This is a genomic window from Streptomyces sp. NPDC028722 (assembly GCF_040637655.1).
Taxonomy (GTDB): domain Bacteria; phylum Actinomycetota; class Actinomycetes; order Streptomycetales; family Streptomycetaceae; genus Streptomyces.
Map to the genome: position 1 here is coordinate 18,281 of NZ_JBEZWU010000006.1, position 14,549 is coordinate 32,829.

Below are 14,549 nucleotides of genomic sequence, written 5' to 3' on the forward strand. Positions count from 1 at the left end.
CGGTCGTACTGTGGCTGACTCCCTGAACACCCCCGACGCCCCGCTCTCGGCACCGCACGACCCCGGTGTGTCCGTCCGGCACACCCGGACCCGGGGCGAGCCGCGGTTCCCGGACGGGCCCAGGGCCGATCCCGCCGGATCCCACTTCGAGCGGCGGATCCGGAGCTTCCAGCCGCGGCGCAGCCGGGTGACGGCCGGGCAGGCCGACGCCCTCCAGCGGCTGTGGCCCACATGGGGGCTGGACATCGACGGGCAGCGGGTGATCGACCTCGGCGAGCTGTTCGGGAACGACCGTCCCGTGGTCCTGGAGATCGGGTTCGGGATGGGCGAGGCGACCGCGCGGATGGCCGCGGCCGACCCGGGCACCAACATCCTGGCCGTGGACGTGCACACCCCCGGGCAGGGCAACCTGCTCAATCTGGCGGAGCGCGACGGGCTGTCCAACGTCCGGGTGGGCAACGGCGACGCGATCATCCTGCTCCGGGAGATGCTGCGCCCCGACGCGCTGGACGGGCTGCGCGTCTACTTCCCCGATCCCTGGCCCAAGAAGCGGCACCACAAGCGGCGCCTCATCCAGCCCGAGTTCCTCACTCTGGCCGCGGCCCGGCTGAAGTCCGGCGCGATCGTGCACTGCGCGACCGACTGGGAGCCGTACGCCGAACAGATGCTCGAGGTGCTCGGCGCGCACCCCGACTTCGAGAACACGCGGGCGGAGGGCGGTTTCGCCCCGCGCCCCGAGTTCCGGCCGCTGACCCGTTTCGAGGGACAGGGTCTGGACAAGGGTCATGTGGTGAACGACCTGCTGTTCCGGCGCGTACCGCACCGGGAGCGATGAGTCCGGCCCCGCGCCCGGACCGGTAATCCGCTCCTGCCCCTCGTCCCGTCACCGTTAGGGTCGATGCCGTGGCCACCAGTCCCCCGTTCCCGACGTATCCCCCGCGCCCCGGCGACGGTGTGCTCCGCCATCCGCACTGGTGGCAGCGCAGGTGGGTGCGGTACGGGGCGCTGAGCACGCTGCTGGCGCTGTCGGGGCTGGTCATCCTGGCGCTCGTGCGGCGCCAGACCGGCACGGAGGGCTTCGTCGTCGGGCTCGGGCTGGCCGTGCTGCCCGTGCCCTGGCTGACAGCCGCGTTCCGCTGGCTGGACCGGGTGGAACCGGGGCCGTGGCGGAACCTGGTCTTCGCCTTCGCCTGGGGAGCGTGCGCGGCGGCGCTGATAGCCATCGTCGCCAACAGCTTCGCCACGCGGTGGATCGCCACCTCGACCGCGGACCCGGCCGGCGCCGACACCCTCGGCGCCACCGTGATAGCGCCGATCGTCGAGGAGTCCGCGAAGGCCGCGGCCGTCCTGCTGGTCTTCCTCTTCCGCAGACGCCACTTCACCGGGATCGTGGACGGTGTGGTGATAGCGGGGATCACCGCCACCGGCTTCGCGTTCACCGAGAACATCCTCTACCTCGGCACGGCCTTCGGGACCGACCAGCTCACCGGTGGCCGCGGCATCGCCTCGGTCACCGCCGCGACCTTCTTCGTGCGCATCGTGATGTCGCCGTTCGCGCACCCCCTCTTCACGGTCCTGACCGGCATCGGTTTCGGCGTCGCCGCACGGTCCGGCGAGCGGCAGCACGTGCGGCGGGTCCTGTTCCCGGTCTGCGGACTGCTGCTCGCGATGAGCATGCACGCCTTGTGGAACGGCTCCTCCACGTTCGGCCGGTACGGGTTCTTCGCCGTCTACGCCGCCTTCATGCTGCCCGCGTTCGCGCTGCTGACCTGGCTCGCGATCTGGACGCGGCAGCGGGAGCTGCGGACCGTGCGAGCGGAGCTCCCCGCCTACGTACTGGCCGGATGGCTGGGCCCGGGCGAGCCGTTCGCGCTCGGATCGATGCGGGCGCGGCGGATGGCCCGGGACTACGCCCGGCACCACCTCGGCCGGCCGGCGGCGCGGGAGGTGGCGCGCTACGAGGCGTACGCGACCTCGCTGGCGTTCCTGCGCCACCGGGGGCGGCTCGGGCGGGCCGGGGGTGACTTCGTCGTACGGGAGCGGGAGCTGCTGGACGAGCTGTGGCGGCGCAGGGAACCGGCACGCCCGGCACTGGAGTACGCGGCGCGGGCCGTCACGCCGGCCCGCCCGGTGTACGCGGGCCCCGTGCCGTACTGGCACGGCGCCCCGGCGGCCGCCTACCCGGCGTACAACCCGTACCGGACGTAGACGGACGGGACGGCCGCGGAGGATCGGCCGGGGCGGGCCGGAGCTACGCGGAGGCCCGGGTCAGGGTGGCCAGCTCGTCGTCCGTGAGCGTCAGGTCCGCCACACCCAGCAGCGCCGGAAGCTGTTCCACCGTGCGTGCCGAGGCGATCGGGGCCGTGACGGTCGGCTGGGCGGCCAGCCAGGCCAGGGCGACCGTGGCGAGGGGGACCTCGTGGGCGGCGGCGACGTCGTCCAGGGCTGCCAGGACCCGCCGCCCGCCCTCGGATTCCGCGTGCTTCTGCGCCGTGCCGGCGCGGGCGCTGTCGACGGTCGTACCGGGGCGGTACTTGCCGGTGAGGAAGCCCGACGCGAGGGAGAAGTAGGGGACGGCGGCCAGGTTCTCGCGGGCGGCGAGGTCCTGGAGCGGGCCCTCGTACGTGTCGCGGGAGACCAGGTTGTAGTGGGGCTGGAGGGCTACGTAGCGGGCCAGGCCCTCGCGGTCGGAGTGGTCGAGGGAGGCCCGGAGGCGCTCGGGGCTGATGTTGGAGGCGGCGATGTGCCGGACCTTGCCGGCCTTCACCAGCTCGTCCAGCGCGCCGATGATCTCCTCGACCGGCACCTCGGGCTGGTCGAAGTGGGTGTAGTAGAGGTCGATGCGGTCGGTGTCCAGGCGGCGCAGCGAGGCGTCGGCGGCGGCCTTGATGTTCGCCGCGGACAGGCCCCGGTACTCGGGGTGCTGGCTGACCTTGGTGGCGATGACGACGTCGTCGCGGTTGCCGCGGGCCTTGACCCACTTGCCGATGATCGTCTCCGACTCGCCGCCCTGGTTGCCCTCGACCCAGGCGGAGTAGGAGTCGGCGGTGTCGATGAAGTTGCCGCCCGCCGCCGTGTAGGCGTCGAGGACGGCGAAGGAGGTCTGCTCGTCGGCGGTCCAGCCGAAGACGTTGCCGCCGAGGGCGAGCGGGAAGACCCGGAGGTCGGAGGAGCCGAGTGTGCGCGGTGATGTCAGTGAGGTCATACGTCACTACAACGCCGGCGGTGGATGATCACATTCCGCCGCCGGCGCCGAGTTCCGAGATTCCCGCACAACCCGTCAGGGGGTGAGGCCCTTGCCCCGCAGCCACGCCATCGGGTCGATGGCGGCGGCCTGGCCGCCGGGGTGGACCTCCAGGTGCAGGTGCGGGCCGGTGACGTTGCCGGTGGCGCCGACCCGGCCGATGACCTCGCCGGTGGTGACCTTCTGGCCGGCCGTGACGTTGATCGAGGACTGGTGGCAGAACCACAGCTCGGTGCCGTCGTCGAGGGTGAGGATCGTGCGGTAGCCGTAGGCACCGGCCCAGCCCGCCTCGGTGATCGTGCCGCCGTGGATGGCCTTGATGAGGGTGCCGGTGGGGGCGGCGAAGTCCAGACCGGTGTGGTGGCCGGAGGACCACATCGTGCCGGCCTGGCCGAACGTCGAGGTGATCGTGTACGAGGAGGTGGGCAGCGTGTACTGCCCGGCCAGCTTCGCCAGCTCGGCCTGCCGCTTCTCCTCGGCCGCCTTCGCCGCCTTCTGGTCTGCCTTCTTCGCGGCGGCGGCCTCCGCCTCGCCCTTGGCCTCGGCCGCCTTCGCGGCGGCCTCCTTCTCGGCCTGGGCGGCGGCGGACGCGCTCTGCTTCTCGGCGGCGGCGAGGGCGACGGCCGTGGCCTTGTTGTCGGCCTGGCCCTGCTGCTGCTCGGCCTGGGCCATGATCCGGCTGCGCAGCGCCTCACCCGCGTCGGTGCCCTGCTGGTCGTCGGCGGAGGCCACGCCGACACTGCTGAGCGCGGTCGTGGCGGTCTGCGGCGCCTCGGTGGCGGTGTCGCCGAAGAGGGAGCCGACGGAGGGCAGGTCCGGCAGGGAGATGGAGACCGGCGGCTTGCCGGTGTTGGCGCTGGCCATGCCGCCCGCGCCGACCGCGGCCATCACGCCGACGCCGAGGACGGTGGAGCTGCGGGCGAAGCCGCCGCGCTGCTTGGCGACACGGTGCCGGCCGCGGACCGGGGCGACGGAGTCCTCGGTGGGGTTCCACTCCTCCCAGGGGCCCTCGTCGGCTCGGTAGGCGTCGTAGCCGAAGGACTCGGTCTCACGCTGAGCCGGCACGAACGGGCTCTCGGGGGCAGGCCGGTTGGACGCCACGCGGGCGCGCTCCTTTCCTTCCGCCGCCTACCGGGTTAGCTGACGGGTTCGGAGCGGGAAGGTCTCCTACGCGCGTATACCGGTCGTGGACCGTGTGAGCTCCACGTCGGCGTTCGCGAGATTCACCCCAGGGTGGTGGTTCCCCGGTTCCCTTGCGGGATTCGGCGCGTGCGCGCGGAGCCGTCGCTGGTGACGGCTGGGACGACCGCGCTGCGTTATCGAACGTTAATAGACCCGCCAGTCACTTTCCAAGCTGTTCGTCATGATCCTTAACGTTCAAACCTGGGGATTTACCGGTCATGACGCCCGGAAAGCGGGCGAGTTGACCGACGTACAGGAGTCACTCGTGGCTTTGATGGTGACCCGGCCGTCATCGCACAGCGCCCGTCCGATCACACGGTGTGACAGCCACTGAGGGGCCGCGGAACCGATGTGCATCGCACCCCGTGGATGGCGTACAGTAGAGACACAACGACGCGGGGTGGAGCAGCTCGGTAGCTCGCTGGGCTCATAACCCAGAGGTCGCAGGTTCAAATCCTGTCCCCGCTACTGAAGACTCAGGGCCGGAATCCATTGGATTCCGGCCCTGAGTGTTATCCGGCGAGCAGATGCCCGTTCGGCGCCTTGGCGAGGGACTCCAGCTCCGGGAGTACGACGACCCGGGCGCCCGCGCCGGTCAGCACGCCCGAGCCGTCGGCCGCCGCGACGAACGTGTCGGGCTCCCGCCACGCCGTGACCACCCGGCGCACCCCGGCCCGCAGGATCAGCTCGGCGCAGGGGGCGGACCGGGAGGCGCGGCGGGCGCAGGGTTCCAGGCTGCTGTAGACGGTGGCGCCGGGCAGGCGCGGGTCGGCCGGATCGGTCTTCGCGAGCGCCGCCTCCTCCGCGTGGACCACCGGGTCGGCGCCTTCGCGGGAGTGGCCGCGGGCCAGCTCCGTACCGTCCGCCGCCACCACGACCGCGCCGACGCTGAACGCCGTCCGGGAGGGCGGGCACAGGGCGGCGAGTTCGCAGGCGGTGCGCAGCCAATGACGGTCGGCCGGGGTGGGGACCGGGCCGGTACCGGGGGCCGTGGGCTCGTAGCGCATGAGGACGACGTCCTCGATCCGGCGGGTCTCGGTCAGGCGCAGGCGTCCGCCCTGGTAGGCACCGGGGCCGAACAGGCGCGGGGCCGCGGGGTCGCCGACGAGGAGCGGGGCGAGGACCAGCTGGAGTTCGTCGGCGAGGTCCTGCTGGAGCAGTTGGGTGTGGACCTGCCCACCGCCCTCGACCATCAGGCGCTCGACGCCCCGCACGTCGTGCAGATGCTCCAGCAGGACCCGCCAGTCCAGGACGGGGCCGAGCGCCACGACGTCGGCGGTGCCGCCGAGGAGACGGGCGGCCCGGGCGGCACCGGCGTCGGTGGTGCAGACGAGCTTGTCGCCGCCGGTGTGCCAGAAGTGTGCGCCGGGGTCGAGGTCACCGGAGGCGGTGACGGTCACCTTCAGCGGGTACGCCGGCCGGCCCGCCGCGACCCGGGCCGCGCGCCGCTCGGCGGAGTTGACCAGCAGACGCGGGTTGTCGGCGCGGATCGTGCCGGCGCCGACCAGGATGGCGTCGGCGGAGGCCCGTACCGCGTCGACCCGGTCGAAGTCGGCCGGCCCGGAGAGCAGGAGCCGCTCGGGGCCGGTGTCGTCCAGATAGCCGTCGAGGGAGACGGCGGCGGACAGCAGTACGTACGGCAGGGGCATCGGCGTACTCCCTCGCGGCGGCCCGGTGGACCGGCCGAAGTCTTGGTTCAAATTTGGAACAAACCTACACTGGCGGCATGACGACCCGCTGGCTCACTCCGCAGGAGCAGCGCGCCTGGCGCGCCTACCTCGCCGCGTCCCGGCTGCTGGAGGACGCGATCGACCGGCAGCTCCAGCAGGAGGGGGGCATGCCCCACCTGTTCTACTCCGTGCTGGCCAACCTCTCCGAGGCCCCGGGCCGGCGACTGCGCATGACCGACCTCGCCGAGACGCTGAAGATCACGCGGAGCAGGCTGACGTACGGGGTGACCCGGCTGGAACGCGACGGCCTGGTGCGCCGGGAGACCTGCGGCCAGGACCGGCGCAGCTCGCTCGCGGTGCTGACGGACGAGGGGACGGCCGTACTGGAGCGTACGGCGCCCGGGCACGTCGAGACGGTCCGCACCGCACTGTTCGACCGGCTGACCCCGGAGCAGGTGGGGCAGTTCGAGGAGATCTGCGCGGGGATCGCGCGCGGCCTCCAGGGAGAGGACGGCGGTGGCGGGGCCGCGGCGGAGGACGTGCCGTGGCGCCGGCGGTCGTCGCCCTGTTCGGGCTAGCGCCTGGCGATCATTGCTTGAACTTTAAAGCATAGGGTAGGGTCCGGAGCCCGGCACCTGCTTCAGATTTGAAGCAGACAGCAGACACGGAGAGCCCACGCATGCCCGACATCCCCGCCGCCCTCCCGCGCGCCCGCGTCCGGGTACCGCTGCGCTTCGCCGACGGCTACGGCGCGGACGCCGAACTCGTCACCTTCCACGGTCTCACCGACGGCCAGGAGCACATCGCCGTCGTGCTCGGCGACCCCGGCCCGGTCCCGCTGGTACGCCTGCACTCCGAGTGCCTCACCGGCGACGTCTTCGGCTCGGCCCGCTGCGACTGCGGCGCCCAGCTGCGCGAGGCGGTCGAGCGCATCGCCGGCCGCGGCGGCATCCTGCTCTACCTCCGCCAGGAGGGCCGCGGCATCGGCCTCTACAACAAGCTCGACGCCTACGCCCTCCAGGACCAGGGCCTGGACACCTACGAGGCGAACGCCGCCCTCGGCCTCCCCGAGGACGCCCGGGACTACACGGCCGCCGCGCAGATGCTCACCGCCCTCGGCGTCCGCGAGCTGGACCTGCTGTCCAACAACCCCGACAAGGCCGGACAGTTGCGCGCCCTGGGCATGGTCGTACGGGACCGGGTGCCGACCGGCGTCTTCCCCACGGACCACAACGTCCGCTACCTCCGCGCGAAGGTCCTCCACACCCGGCACACCCTGCCGCTGGCCGAACTGCCGGAACTGACGGGGCTGACGGGGCTGACGGGGCTGACGACGGGGTAGCGAGCGCGCAAGGAGGGAATCCGTAGCCCAGAGAACGACGCGGCGCCCGAGTCGGCCGAAGCCGGCTCGGGCGCCGCGTAGCGGGCCGGAGGGGGTGAACCCTCCCCCGCAGCCGTAGGCCCTGTGGGACTCGAACCCACAACCAATGGATTAAAAGTCCACTGCTCTGCCAATTGAGCTAAGGGCCCAGGCGATGTTGCCTGTCCGAGCATAGCGGGAGGAGGCCGTGTCTCCGATCGGGTATCGGGGACACGGCCGTGTCGGAGGGGCGGGAGTGCGGGAGATCGTTACTTTTCGGCCGGGATGGGCGTGGGCGCCGGGGCGGAGGCGGGGGTCAGGAACCAGTGGCGGGCCGAGGCCAGCCACCAGGTGGCGGCGAAGCCGAGGACGGCCAGGACGGCGACGGGGGCGTAGTTGAAGGTCTTCCAGGTGACCGGGGAGACCTGCGGGAGCATGAAGAGGACCGTGATCGCCACCACCCAGCTCACCGCGACGATCCCGACGGGGCGTGACCAGCTGCCCAGGTGCCAGGGACCGGGGGTGAAGGCGGTGCCCTTGCGGACGCGGAGGAAGGTCGGGATGACGTACGCGATGTACAGCCCGATGACCGCGATCGACGTCACCGCGGCGTACGCGGTCGTGTTGATGAGGTAGGGCAGGCCGAGGGCCAGGGCGCCGAGCGCGGCCAGCCAGACCGCCGCCACGGGAGTGCGGGTGCGCGGGCTGACCGTGTGCCACACGCGGGAGAAGGGCAGCGCGCCGTCCCGCGAGAAGGCGTAGATCATACGGCTGTTGGCGGTGACGGACGCCATGCCGCAGAAGAGCTGGGCGCCGATGACGACCAGCAGCAGGAGCTTGCCGGCCGTGGCACCGAGGGCGTCCAGGAGGATCTGGGCGGGTGGGGCGCCCGTGGGGGAGGCAAGTTCGGCGTCGTACGACTGGATGGCGTAGGTGAAGCCCAACAGCAGGACGAACCCGGCGATCCAGGAGGTCCAGATCGAGCGGACGATGCCCCGGGGACCGGCCGTGGCCGCGTCGTGGGTCTCCTCGGTCATGTGGGCGGAGGCGTCGTAACCCGTGAAGGTGTACTGGGCCATCAGCAGACCCAGCAGCACCACGTACGGGCCACTGCTCCAGCCCGTCCGGTTGACGAACTCGGTGAAGACGAACGACGTCGACCGGTGGTGGTCGGGGACGAACGCGAGCGCGGTGACGATCAGCGCCACCCCGAGTACGTGCCACCAGACGCTCACGCTGTTCAGGAACGCGACGATCCGGACGCCGAAGGTGTTCAGCAGACCGTGCAGGACGAGGATCGCGGCGAACAGCGCCACCGTGCGGCCCGGGGTCACCCGGAAGCCGAACTGGAGGTTCAGGTAGGCGCCGAGGAAGGAGGCCGCGCCGAAGTCGACGCCCGCGGTCACCGCCACCTGGCCCAGCACGTTGAACCAGCCGGTGAACCACGCCCAGGCGGCCGCCGAGCGCGGGGGCGCCAGGCGGTGGGCCCAGAAGTACAGGCCCGCCGAGGTCGGGTACGCCGAGCAGATCTCGGCCATCGCCAGGCCCACGGACAGCGTCATCAGGCCGACCACCACCCAGCCCCAGGTGATCACGGCGGGGCCGCCGGTGGTCATCCCGAAGAGGTAGAGGGTCAGGCAGCCGGAGAGGACGGAGATGATCGTGAAGGAGACGGCGTAGTTCGAGAACGCCGACATCCGGCGGGCGAGGACCTGGGTGTACCCCAGCTGGGCCAGCCGTTCCTCGTCGGACGGCCCGGACGGGTCGGGTACGCCGGACGTGCCGGGCAGGCCGGGCGGATCGGGGGCCTCGGACAGGCCGGGACCACCGGACGGCGTCCGCGGTTCGCTCGTGCTGTCGCCCGCCCTCGCGTCATCTGTCATGCCCCCAGCAATTCCCTGCGCGCGGGCGTGACATGCCTCATGGCGCGGTCGGCGGGTACGGGGGCGTGGCCTCGCCGCTGCGGGATGCCGAGGGTGCGCGTCGCGTCGCCGGCCCGGGACCGGCGGGCACCCCCGGAAATGCCGGAAGGGCCCGTACGACCGGAGTCGTACGGGCCCTTCCTCGCTCACTCAGCGTCAGCCGTTGCGCTTCCAGCGCGGCTTGTCCTCGCGGCGGCCGAAGGAGCCGGTGCCGCGGTGGTCGTCACGACGGCCGTTGGGGCGCTCGTGGCCACCGGAGCGGAAGCCCGGACGGTCGTCGCGGCGGTCGCGGTTGAACGGACGGTCGCTGCCCCGGTGTCCGGTGCGCTCGTCCCGGCGGAAGCCCGGGCGGTCGTCACGGCGCTCGAAGCCGCCCCGCTCGCCACGGTCACGGTCGAACGGACGGCGCTCGTCACGACGCTCGAACGAACGGCCACCCCGGTCGTCACGGCGCTCGAAGCCACGGCCACCACGGTCGTCACGGCGGTCGTCGCGGCGCTCGAAGGTACGGCCACCCCGGTCACCGCGGTCGTCACGGCGCTCGAAGCCGCCCCGCTCGCCACGGTCACGGTCGAACGGGCGACGCTCGTCACGACGCTCGAACGAACGGCCACCCCGGTCGTCACGGCGCTCGAAGCCACGGCCACCACGGTCGTCACGGCGGTCGTCGCGGCGCTCGAAGCCACGGCCACCCCGGTCACCGCGGTCGTCACGGCGCTCGAAGCCGCCCCGCTCGCCACGGTCACGGTCGGAGGTGCGGCGCTCCCGGCGCTCGTAAGGCGCCGCGGCGGCCGGGCGCTCCTCGCGCTCGGTCTCCCGCTCCGCCGGCTCCGCGGCCACGGCGGACTCCTGGGCCGCCGTCGCCTGCGCCTGTGCCTCGGCCACCGCGGTCTCCGGGCCCTCGCCGCGTTCGCGGGCGGCCCGGACGACCAGCCGGTCGGCCTCCTCGCGCAGCTCGGTCGCGCGGCGCTGGGCGCGCTCCAGCTCCTTGGTGAGCTGGGCGACCTCGCGCTCGGCCTGCTGGGCGGCGTTGGCCGCGGACTCGGCCTGGACCTCGGTCATGGAGCGGGCGCCGGTGATCTCGGCGACCTCCGGGTCGAAGGCGCCGGCGCCCTGGATGATGTGGCGCGCGGCGTCGACGCCGGCGTCCTCCATGAGGCGGAAGATCTGGCGCCGCTGGTGCGGCAGCGACAGGGAGACGACGGTGCCGGTGCGGCCGGCGCGGGCGGTGCGGCCGGCGCGGTGCAGGTAGTCCTTGTGGTCACCGGCCGGGTCCACGTTCAGGACCAGGTCGATGCCGTCGACGTGGATACCGCGGGCGGCGACGTCCGTGGCGACGAGGACGTGGACGTAACCGTCCTTGAAGTCGGCCAGGGTGCGGGTACGCGCGCCCTGGGTCATGCCGCCGTGCAGCGCGTCGGCCTTCACGCCGGACTCGCGCAGCTGCTCGGCGACGCGGTCGGCGCCCAGCTGGGTGCGGACGAAGATGATCGTGCGGCCCTTGCGGGAGGCGATCGCGGCGGTGACCGGCGCCTTGTCCTTGGGCTTCACGATGAGGATGTGGTGCGACATGGTCGTCACCGCGCCCTGGGCCGCGTCCACCTCGTGCAGGACGGGCTCGTTCAGGTAGCGGTCGACGAGGGTCTTGATCTCGTTCTCCATGGTGGCGGAGAAGAGCATCCGCTGGCCGCCGGCCGGTACCTGGTCGAGCAGCTCGGTGACCTCGGGCAGGAAGCCCAGGTCGGACATCTGGTCGGCCTCGTCGAGGACCGTGATCTGCACGTCGTCCAGGGAGCAGGCGCCGCGGTTGATGATGTCGCGCAGCCGGCCCGGGGTGGCGACGAGGACGTCGACGCCGCGCTCCAGGGCGTAGATCTGGTTGCCCATCGAGGTGCCGCCGCAGACGACCTTCATCTTCAGGCCGAGGACGTCGCCGTACGGCTGGAGGGCGTCGGCGACCTGCATCGCCAGCTCACGGGTGGGCGTGAGGATGATGGCGCGCGGCTTGTGCTTCTGGGTGCGCCCGCCGGCCAGCGTGGCCAGGGTCGGCAGACCGAAGGAGAGGGTCTTGCCGGAGCCGGTGCGGCCCCGGCCGAGGATGTCCTTGCCGGTCAGGGCGTCCGGGATGGTCGCGGCCTGGATCGGGAAGGGGCTGGTGACGCCGTTCTGTGCGAGCTTGCGCACGATGCCCTCGGGGAGACCGAGGTCGGCAAAGGTGGTCTGGGGGGTGTCAGCGGCCTCGGGGGCCTCGGTGACCTCGGTCGTCACGTCGACGAGTTCGTTCTCGTTCTCGTTCTCGGACACGACGATCTGGTCAGTACTGGACACGGACATGCGAATGCGAAACCTTCCGGAGTCTCTTCGGCACGCGCCCGTCAACTCCGTGTTTCGCTCACGACCGCCTCAATGCGGTCCGCCACGGCAAGGGAGAGAGTACGCGCCACACGGCGCTCTCTGATGGCGCCGGGCAAATGGGATCAAACGATCTACTACCATACGCACCCACTGCCCCTGAAGGCAAACCGAGCGCATAAGTCCAGCTCACATCATACCGCGACGCCCGCCGCGGGCGCCGGCTCCCGCTGCACCAGCTGCGGTCCCGTCTCCTCGTGCGCCGAGGACGACGGCTCCGCCGACGGCGGCTCCGAGACCGGCGGAGGCGGCGTGGAGGCGGGCGGCTCGGGCGGCGCGGTGCTGGCCGGCGGTGTCGGCGGCACCATGCTCGGCACCGGTTCCCCGGGCCCGGCACTCTTCCCCGGCTCCACCGGGACGGCGGAGGCGCTGCGCGCCCCGGTCGGACCGGCCGACGCCGACCGTGACCCGCCCGGCTTCTTCTTGCCGCCGTGCCCGTGCTTGCCGTCCGCCGCCGGCTCCTCGCGGCCCGGGCCGCCGACACCGCCCACGCCGCCCGCCGGACCGCCGCCGGGCGCGTCGCCCCCGTGGCGTCCCGCGGAGTGGGCGGGGCGGGCCCGGCCCGCGTCGTCACCCACGTTCATACAGCCCGCGGCGGCGGTGACGGCCAGCACCGTGACGGCGAGACGGACGGGTACGTTCAAGGGGCGCACGGCGGCCACCTCCGGGGGCGGGGAAAGAAGTCAACCTCCCCAACTCCCGCCGCCCGCAAGAGGACACGCGTCCCGCTCGCATCACCGCTCAGCCGTAACCGAGGGCGTGCAGCCGGGCGTCGTCGATGCCGAAGTGGTGGGCGATCTCGTGCACCACCGTGACCTCGGTCTCCGCGACGACGTCCTCGCGGCTCTCGCACATCCTGAGCGTGGGCCCGCGGTAGACGGTGATCCGGTCCGGCAGCACACCGGCGTACCACTCGCCCCGGTCGGTCAGCGGGGTGCCCTCGTACAGCCCGAGCAGGCCGGGGTCACCGGCGGGCGGCTCGTCCTCCACGAACACCGCCACGTTGTCCATGAGCCGCGTCAGCTCCGGCGGGATCCGGTCGAGCGCCTCGGCCACCAGTTCCTCGAACTCCTCGCGCGTCATCTCCAGCACACCGTCATTGTCCGGTACGCGGGGCCCGTACGTACGTTCCGGACCGTCGCATATCCGCGTCGGCACCTGGGCATACGGGACCAATGGCCCGCGTCCCCCTCGCAGTGCTGCGCACCATGCCGAACCGGACCCCGAACCGCACCCGCACCGCCCGCCCCCTCCGCTCCCTCGACCCCGCCGCACGGCCCCGCCCCTGGCCGCGCGCTATCGGGCTGGCCGGGGTCGTCCTGCTCGGCGCCTGGCTGGGCCTGCTGGTCGTCGGCAACGTCCGGGCCCCGGTCGGCCCGATGGACACGACCATGGCGCTGCGCCCCTCCCTCACCGGCGGCACGAAGATCAACGTGTCGCCGCTGGGCGCGCTCACCCTGGACAGCCATGTGGCGCCGGTCCGCCTGGACGTCAACGTCGACCAGTTGGACCCGCTGCGCTCCCAGGCCCTGGTCGACCACCCGGAGCGGCTCTCCGGGCTCCAGGACGAGGTGGCCCGCGACGTCGAGCACGGCACGCTCGACCTGGCCGTGCGCTCCTGTGTGGCGGTGGTCTCCGGGGCCACGGCCCTCGGGCTCGCCGTCTACCGCCGCCCGCGCCCGGCCCTGGCCGCCGGCGGCCTCGCGCTGGTCCTGCTGGCCGCGTCGGGCGCGTCGGCGTACGCCACCTGGAACCCGAAGTCCGTTCTGGAGCCGCGGTTCTCCGGGCTGCTCAGCTCGGCGCCGTCCGTGGTCGGCAACGCGCGCAGCATCGTCACGGAGTTCGACGTCTACCAGAAGGAACTGGCCCGGCTGGTGGCGAACGTGACGAAGCTCTACGACGTCACGTCCACGCTCCCCGCCTACCGCCCCGACCCCTCCACCATCCGGGTCCTGCACGTGTCGGACATCCACCTCAACCCGGCGAGCTGGAAGATCATCGCCTCGCTGGTGGACCAGTACGAGGTGGACGTGATCGTCGACTCCGGCGACACGATGGACCACGGCACGGCGGCGGAGAACGGCTTCCTGGACCCGGTCCGGGACCTGGGCGTGCCGTACGTGTGGGTACGCGGCAACCACGACTCCCGGGCCACCCAGCAGTACCTGGCGCGCATGCGGAACGTGCACGTCCTGGACGACGGCCGGACGGAGACGGTCGCGGGCCTGCGGTTCGCGGGCATCGGTGATCCGCAGTTCACCCCCGACCGCTCGGCGGTGATCGGCCGGGACGCGTCCGAGGAACTGGCGGGCGACCGGCTGGCCAGTGCCCTGCGCGACCAGCGGACGGCCGGCACGCCGGCGGACGTGGCCGTCGCGCACGAGCCGTCCGCCGCCCGGGAGACGGACGGCGAGGTGCCGCTGGTGCTCTGCGGTCACCTGCACCACGAGGGCACGGAGATGCTGCCGTACGGCACCCGGCTGCGGATGGAGGGCTCCACGGGCGGCAGCGGGCTGCGTGCGGTGGAGCACGGGGAGCCCGCGCCGATCGAGGCCTCGATCCTGTACTTCGACCGGGACAGCCGCAGGCTCCAGGCCTGGGACGCGATCAAGCTGGGGGGCCTGGGGCTGACGACGGCGGAGGTCAGCCGCCACCTGGCGGACGAGAACCGGCCGGGCGCCGGTGCCTCGCACACGCCCTCCCCGACCGGTTCCGCCACCTCGCCGTAAACCGTTTTGGCGATACCCCGCGCCATCCCA

General features: G+C 72.5%; 12 protein-coding genes, 2 tRNA genes and 1 riboswitch. Of the genes, 6 read left to right on the top strand and 8 right to left on the bottom strand.

Going from position 1 to position 14,549, the window contains the following annotated elements; all coding sequences use genetic code 11:
- Positions 1-10 precede the first annotated feature (10 nt).
- On the top strand, positions 11-835 hold the full coding sequence (trmB, locus tag AB0F03_RS11545; RefSeq protein WP_361989198.1) for a tRNA (guanosine(46)-N7)-methyltransferase TrmB: 825 nt from the start codon (positions 11-13) through the stop codon (positions 833-835).
- 68 nt (positions 836-903) lie between these two features.
- Positions 904-2,208, top strand: coding sequence for a PrsW family intramembrane metalloprotease (locus tag AB0F03_RS11550; RefSeq protein WP_361989201.1), 1,305 nt, complete (start codon positions 904-906; stop codon positions 2,206-2,208).
- Between the two features lie 43 nt (positions 2,209-2,251).
- Here AB0F03_RS11550 and AB0F03_RS11555 read toward each other — a convergent pair whose 3' ends face one another.
- Positions 2,252-3,196 carry an aldo/keto reductase gene (locus AB0F03_RS11555; RefSeq protein ID WP_361989969.1) on the bottom strand — a complete coding sequence of 315 codons (945 nt, stop codon included), beginning with the start codon at positions 3,194-3,196 and terminating at the stop codon, positions 2,252-2,254.
- An 84-nt stretch (positions 3,197-3,280) separates the two neighbouring features.
- On the bottom strand, positions 3,281-4,345 hold the full coding sequence (locus tag AB0F03_RS11560) for a M23 family metallopeptidase (RefSeq protein ID WP_361989204.1): 1,065 nt from the start codon (positions 4,343-4,345) through the stop codon (positions 3,281-3,283).
- A gap of 9 nt (positions 4,346-4,354) precedes the next feature.
- Positions 4,355-4,522: riboswitch (cyclic di-AMP (ydaO/yuaA leader) on the bottom strand.
- A gap of 298 nt (positions 4,523-4,820) precedes the next feature.
- Here AB0F03_RS11560 and AB0F03_RS11565 point away from each other — a divergent pair.
- Positions 4,821-4,894 (top strand) — tRNA-Met (locus tag AB0F03_RS11565).
- Between the two features lie 44 nt (positions 4,895-4,938).
- Here AB0F03_RS11565 and AB0F03_RS11570 read toward each other — a convergent pair.
- Complete coding sequence (locus AB0F03_RS11570; protein ID WP_361989207.1) at positions 4,939-6,075, bottom strand: dihydrofolate reductase family protein; 1,137 nt, start codon at positions 6,073-6,075, stop codon at positions 4,939-4,941.
- Positions 6,076-6,152: 77 nt separating this feature from the next.
- Between AB0F03_RS11570 and AB0F03_RS11575 the strand changes: the two genes are divergently transcribed.
- The gene (locus AB0F03_RS11575; RefSeq protein WP_361989210.1) at positions 6,153-6,674 is read left to right on the top strand and encodes a MarR family transcriptional regulator; all 522 of its coding nucleotides are present in this window, start codon (positions 6,153-6,155) and stop codon (positions 6,672-6,674) included.
- A 101-nt stretch (positions 6,675-6,775) separates the two neighbouring features.
- Complete coding sequence (gene ribA, locus AB0F03_RS11580; RefSeq protein WP_361989213.1) at positions 6,776-7,438, top strand: GTP cyclohydrolase II; 663 nt, start codon at positions 6,776-6,778, stop codon at positions 7,436-7,438.
- Positions 7,439-7,553: 115 nt separating this feature from the next.
- Here ribA and AB0F03_RS11585 read toward each other — a convergent pair.
- The 5 genes from AB0F03_RS11585 to AB0F03_RS11605 all read right to left on the bottom strand — a co-directional run bounded on the left by AB0F03_RS11585 (position 7,554) and on the right by AB0F03_RS11605 (position 12,882).
- Positions 7,554-7,626, bottom strand: a tRNA-Lys gene (locus AB0F03_RS11585).
- Between the two features lie 99 nt (positions 7,627-7,725).
- Positions 7,726-9,339 carry an amino acid permease gene (locus AB0F03_RS11590; protein WP_361989216.1) on the bottom strand — a complete coding sequence of 538 codons (1,614 nt, stop codon included), beginning with the start codon at positions 9,337-9,339 and terminating at the stop codon, positions 7,726-7,728.
- Positions 9,340-9,534: 195 nt separating this feature from the next.
- Positions 9,535-11,712 (bottom strand): DEAD/DEAH box helicase, encoded by a 2,178-nt coding sequence (locus tag AB0F03_RS11595; protein WP_361989219.1) that lies wholly within the window; start codon positions 11,710-11,712, stop codon positions 9,535-9,537.
- A 212-nt stretch (positions 11,713-11,924) separates the two neighbouring features.
- Positions 11,925-12,443, bottom strand: a complete 519-nt coding sequence (locus AB0F03_RS11600) for a hypothetical protein (RefSeq protein WP_361989222.1) — start codon at positions 12,441-12,443, stop codon at positions 11,925-11,927.
- Between the two features lie 88 nt (positions 12,444-12,531).
- On the bottom strand, positions 12,532-12,882 hold the full coding sequence (locus AB0F03_RS11605) for a metallopeptidase family protein (RefSeq protein ID WP_356819330.1): 351 nt from the start codon (positions 12,880-12,882) through the stop codon (positions 12,532-12,534).
- Positions 12,883-12,965: 83 nt separating this feature from the next.
- On the opposite strand from AB0F03_RS11605, the gene AB0F03_RS11610 reads away from it, so the two are divergent.
- The gene (locus AB0F03_RS11610) at positions 12,966-14,519 is read left to right on the top strand and encodes a metallophosphoesterase (protein ID WP_361989225.1); all 1,554 of its coding nucleotides are present in this window, start codon (positions 12,966-12,968) and stop codon (positions 14,517-14,519) included.
- Positions 14,520-14,549 lie beyond the last annotated feature (30 nt).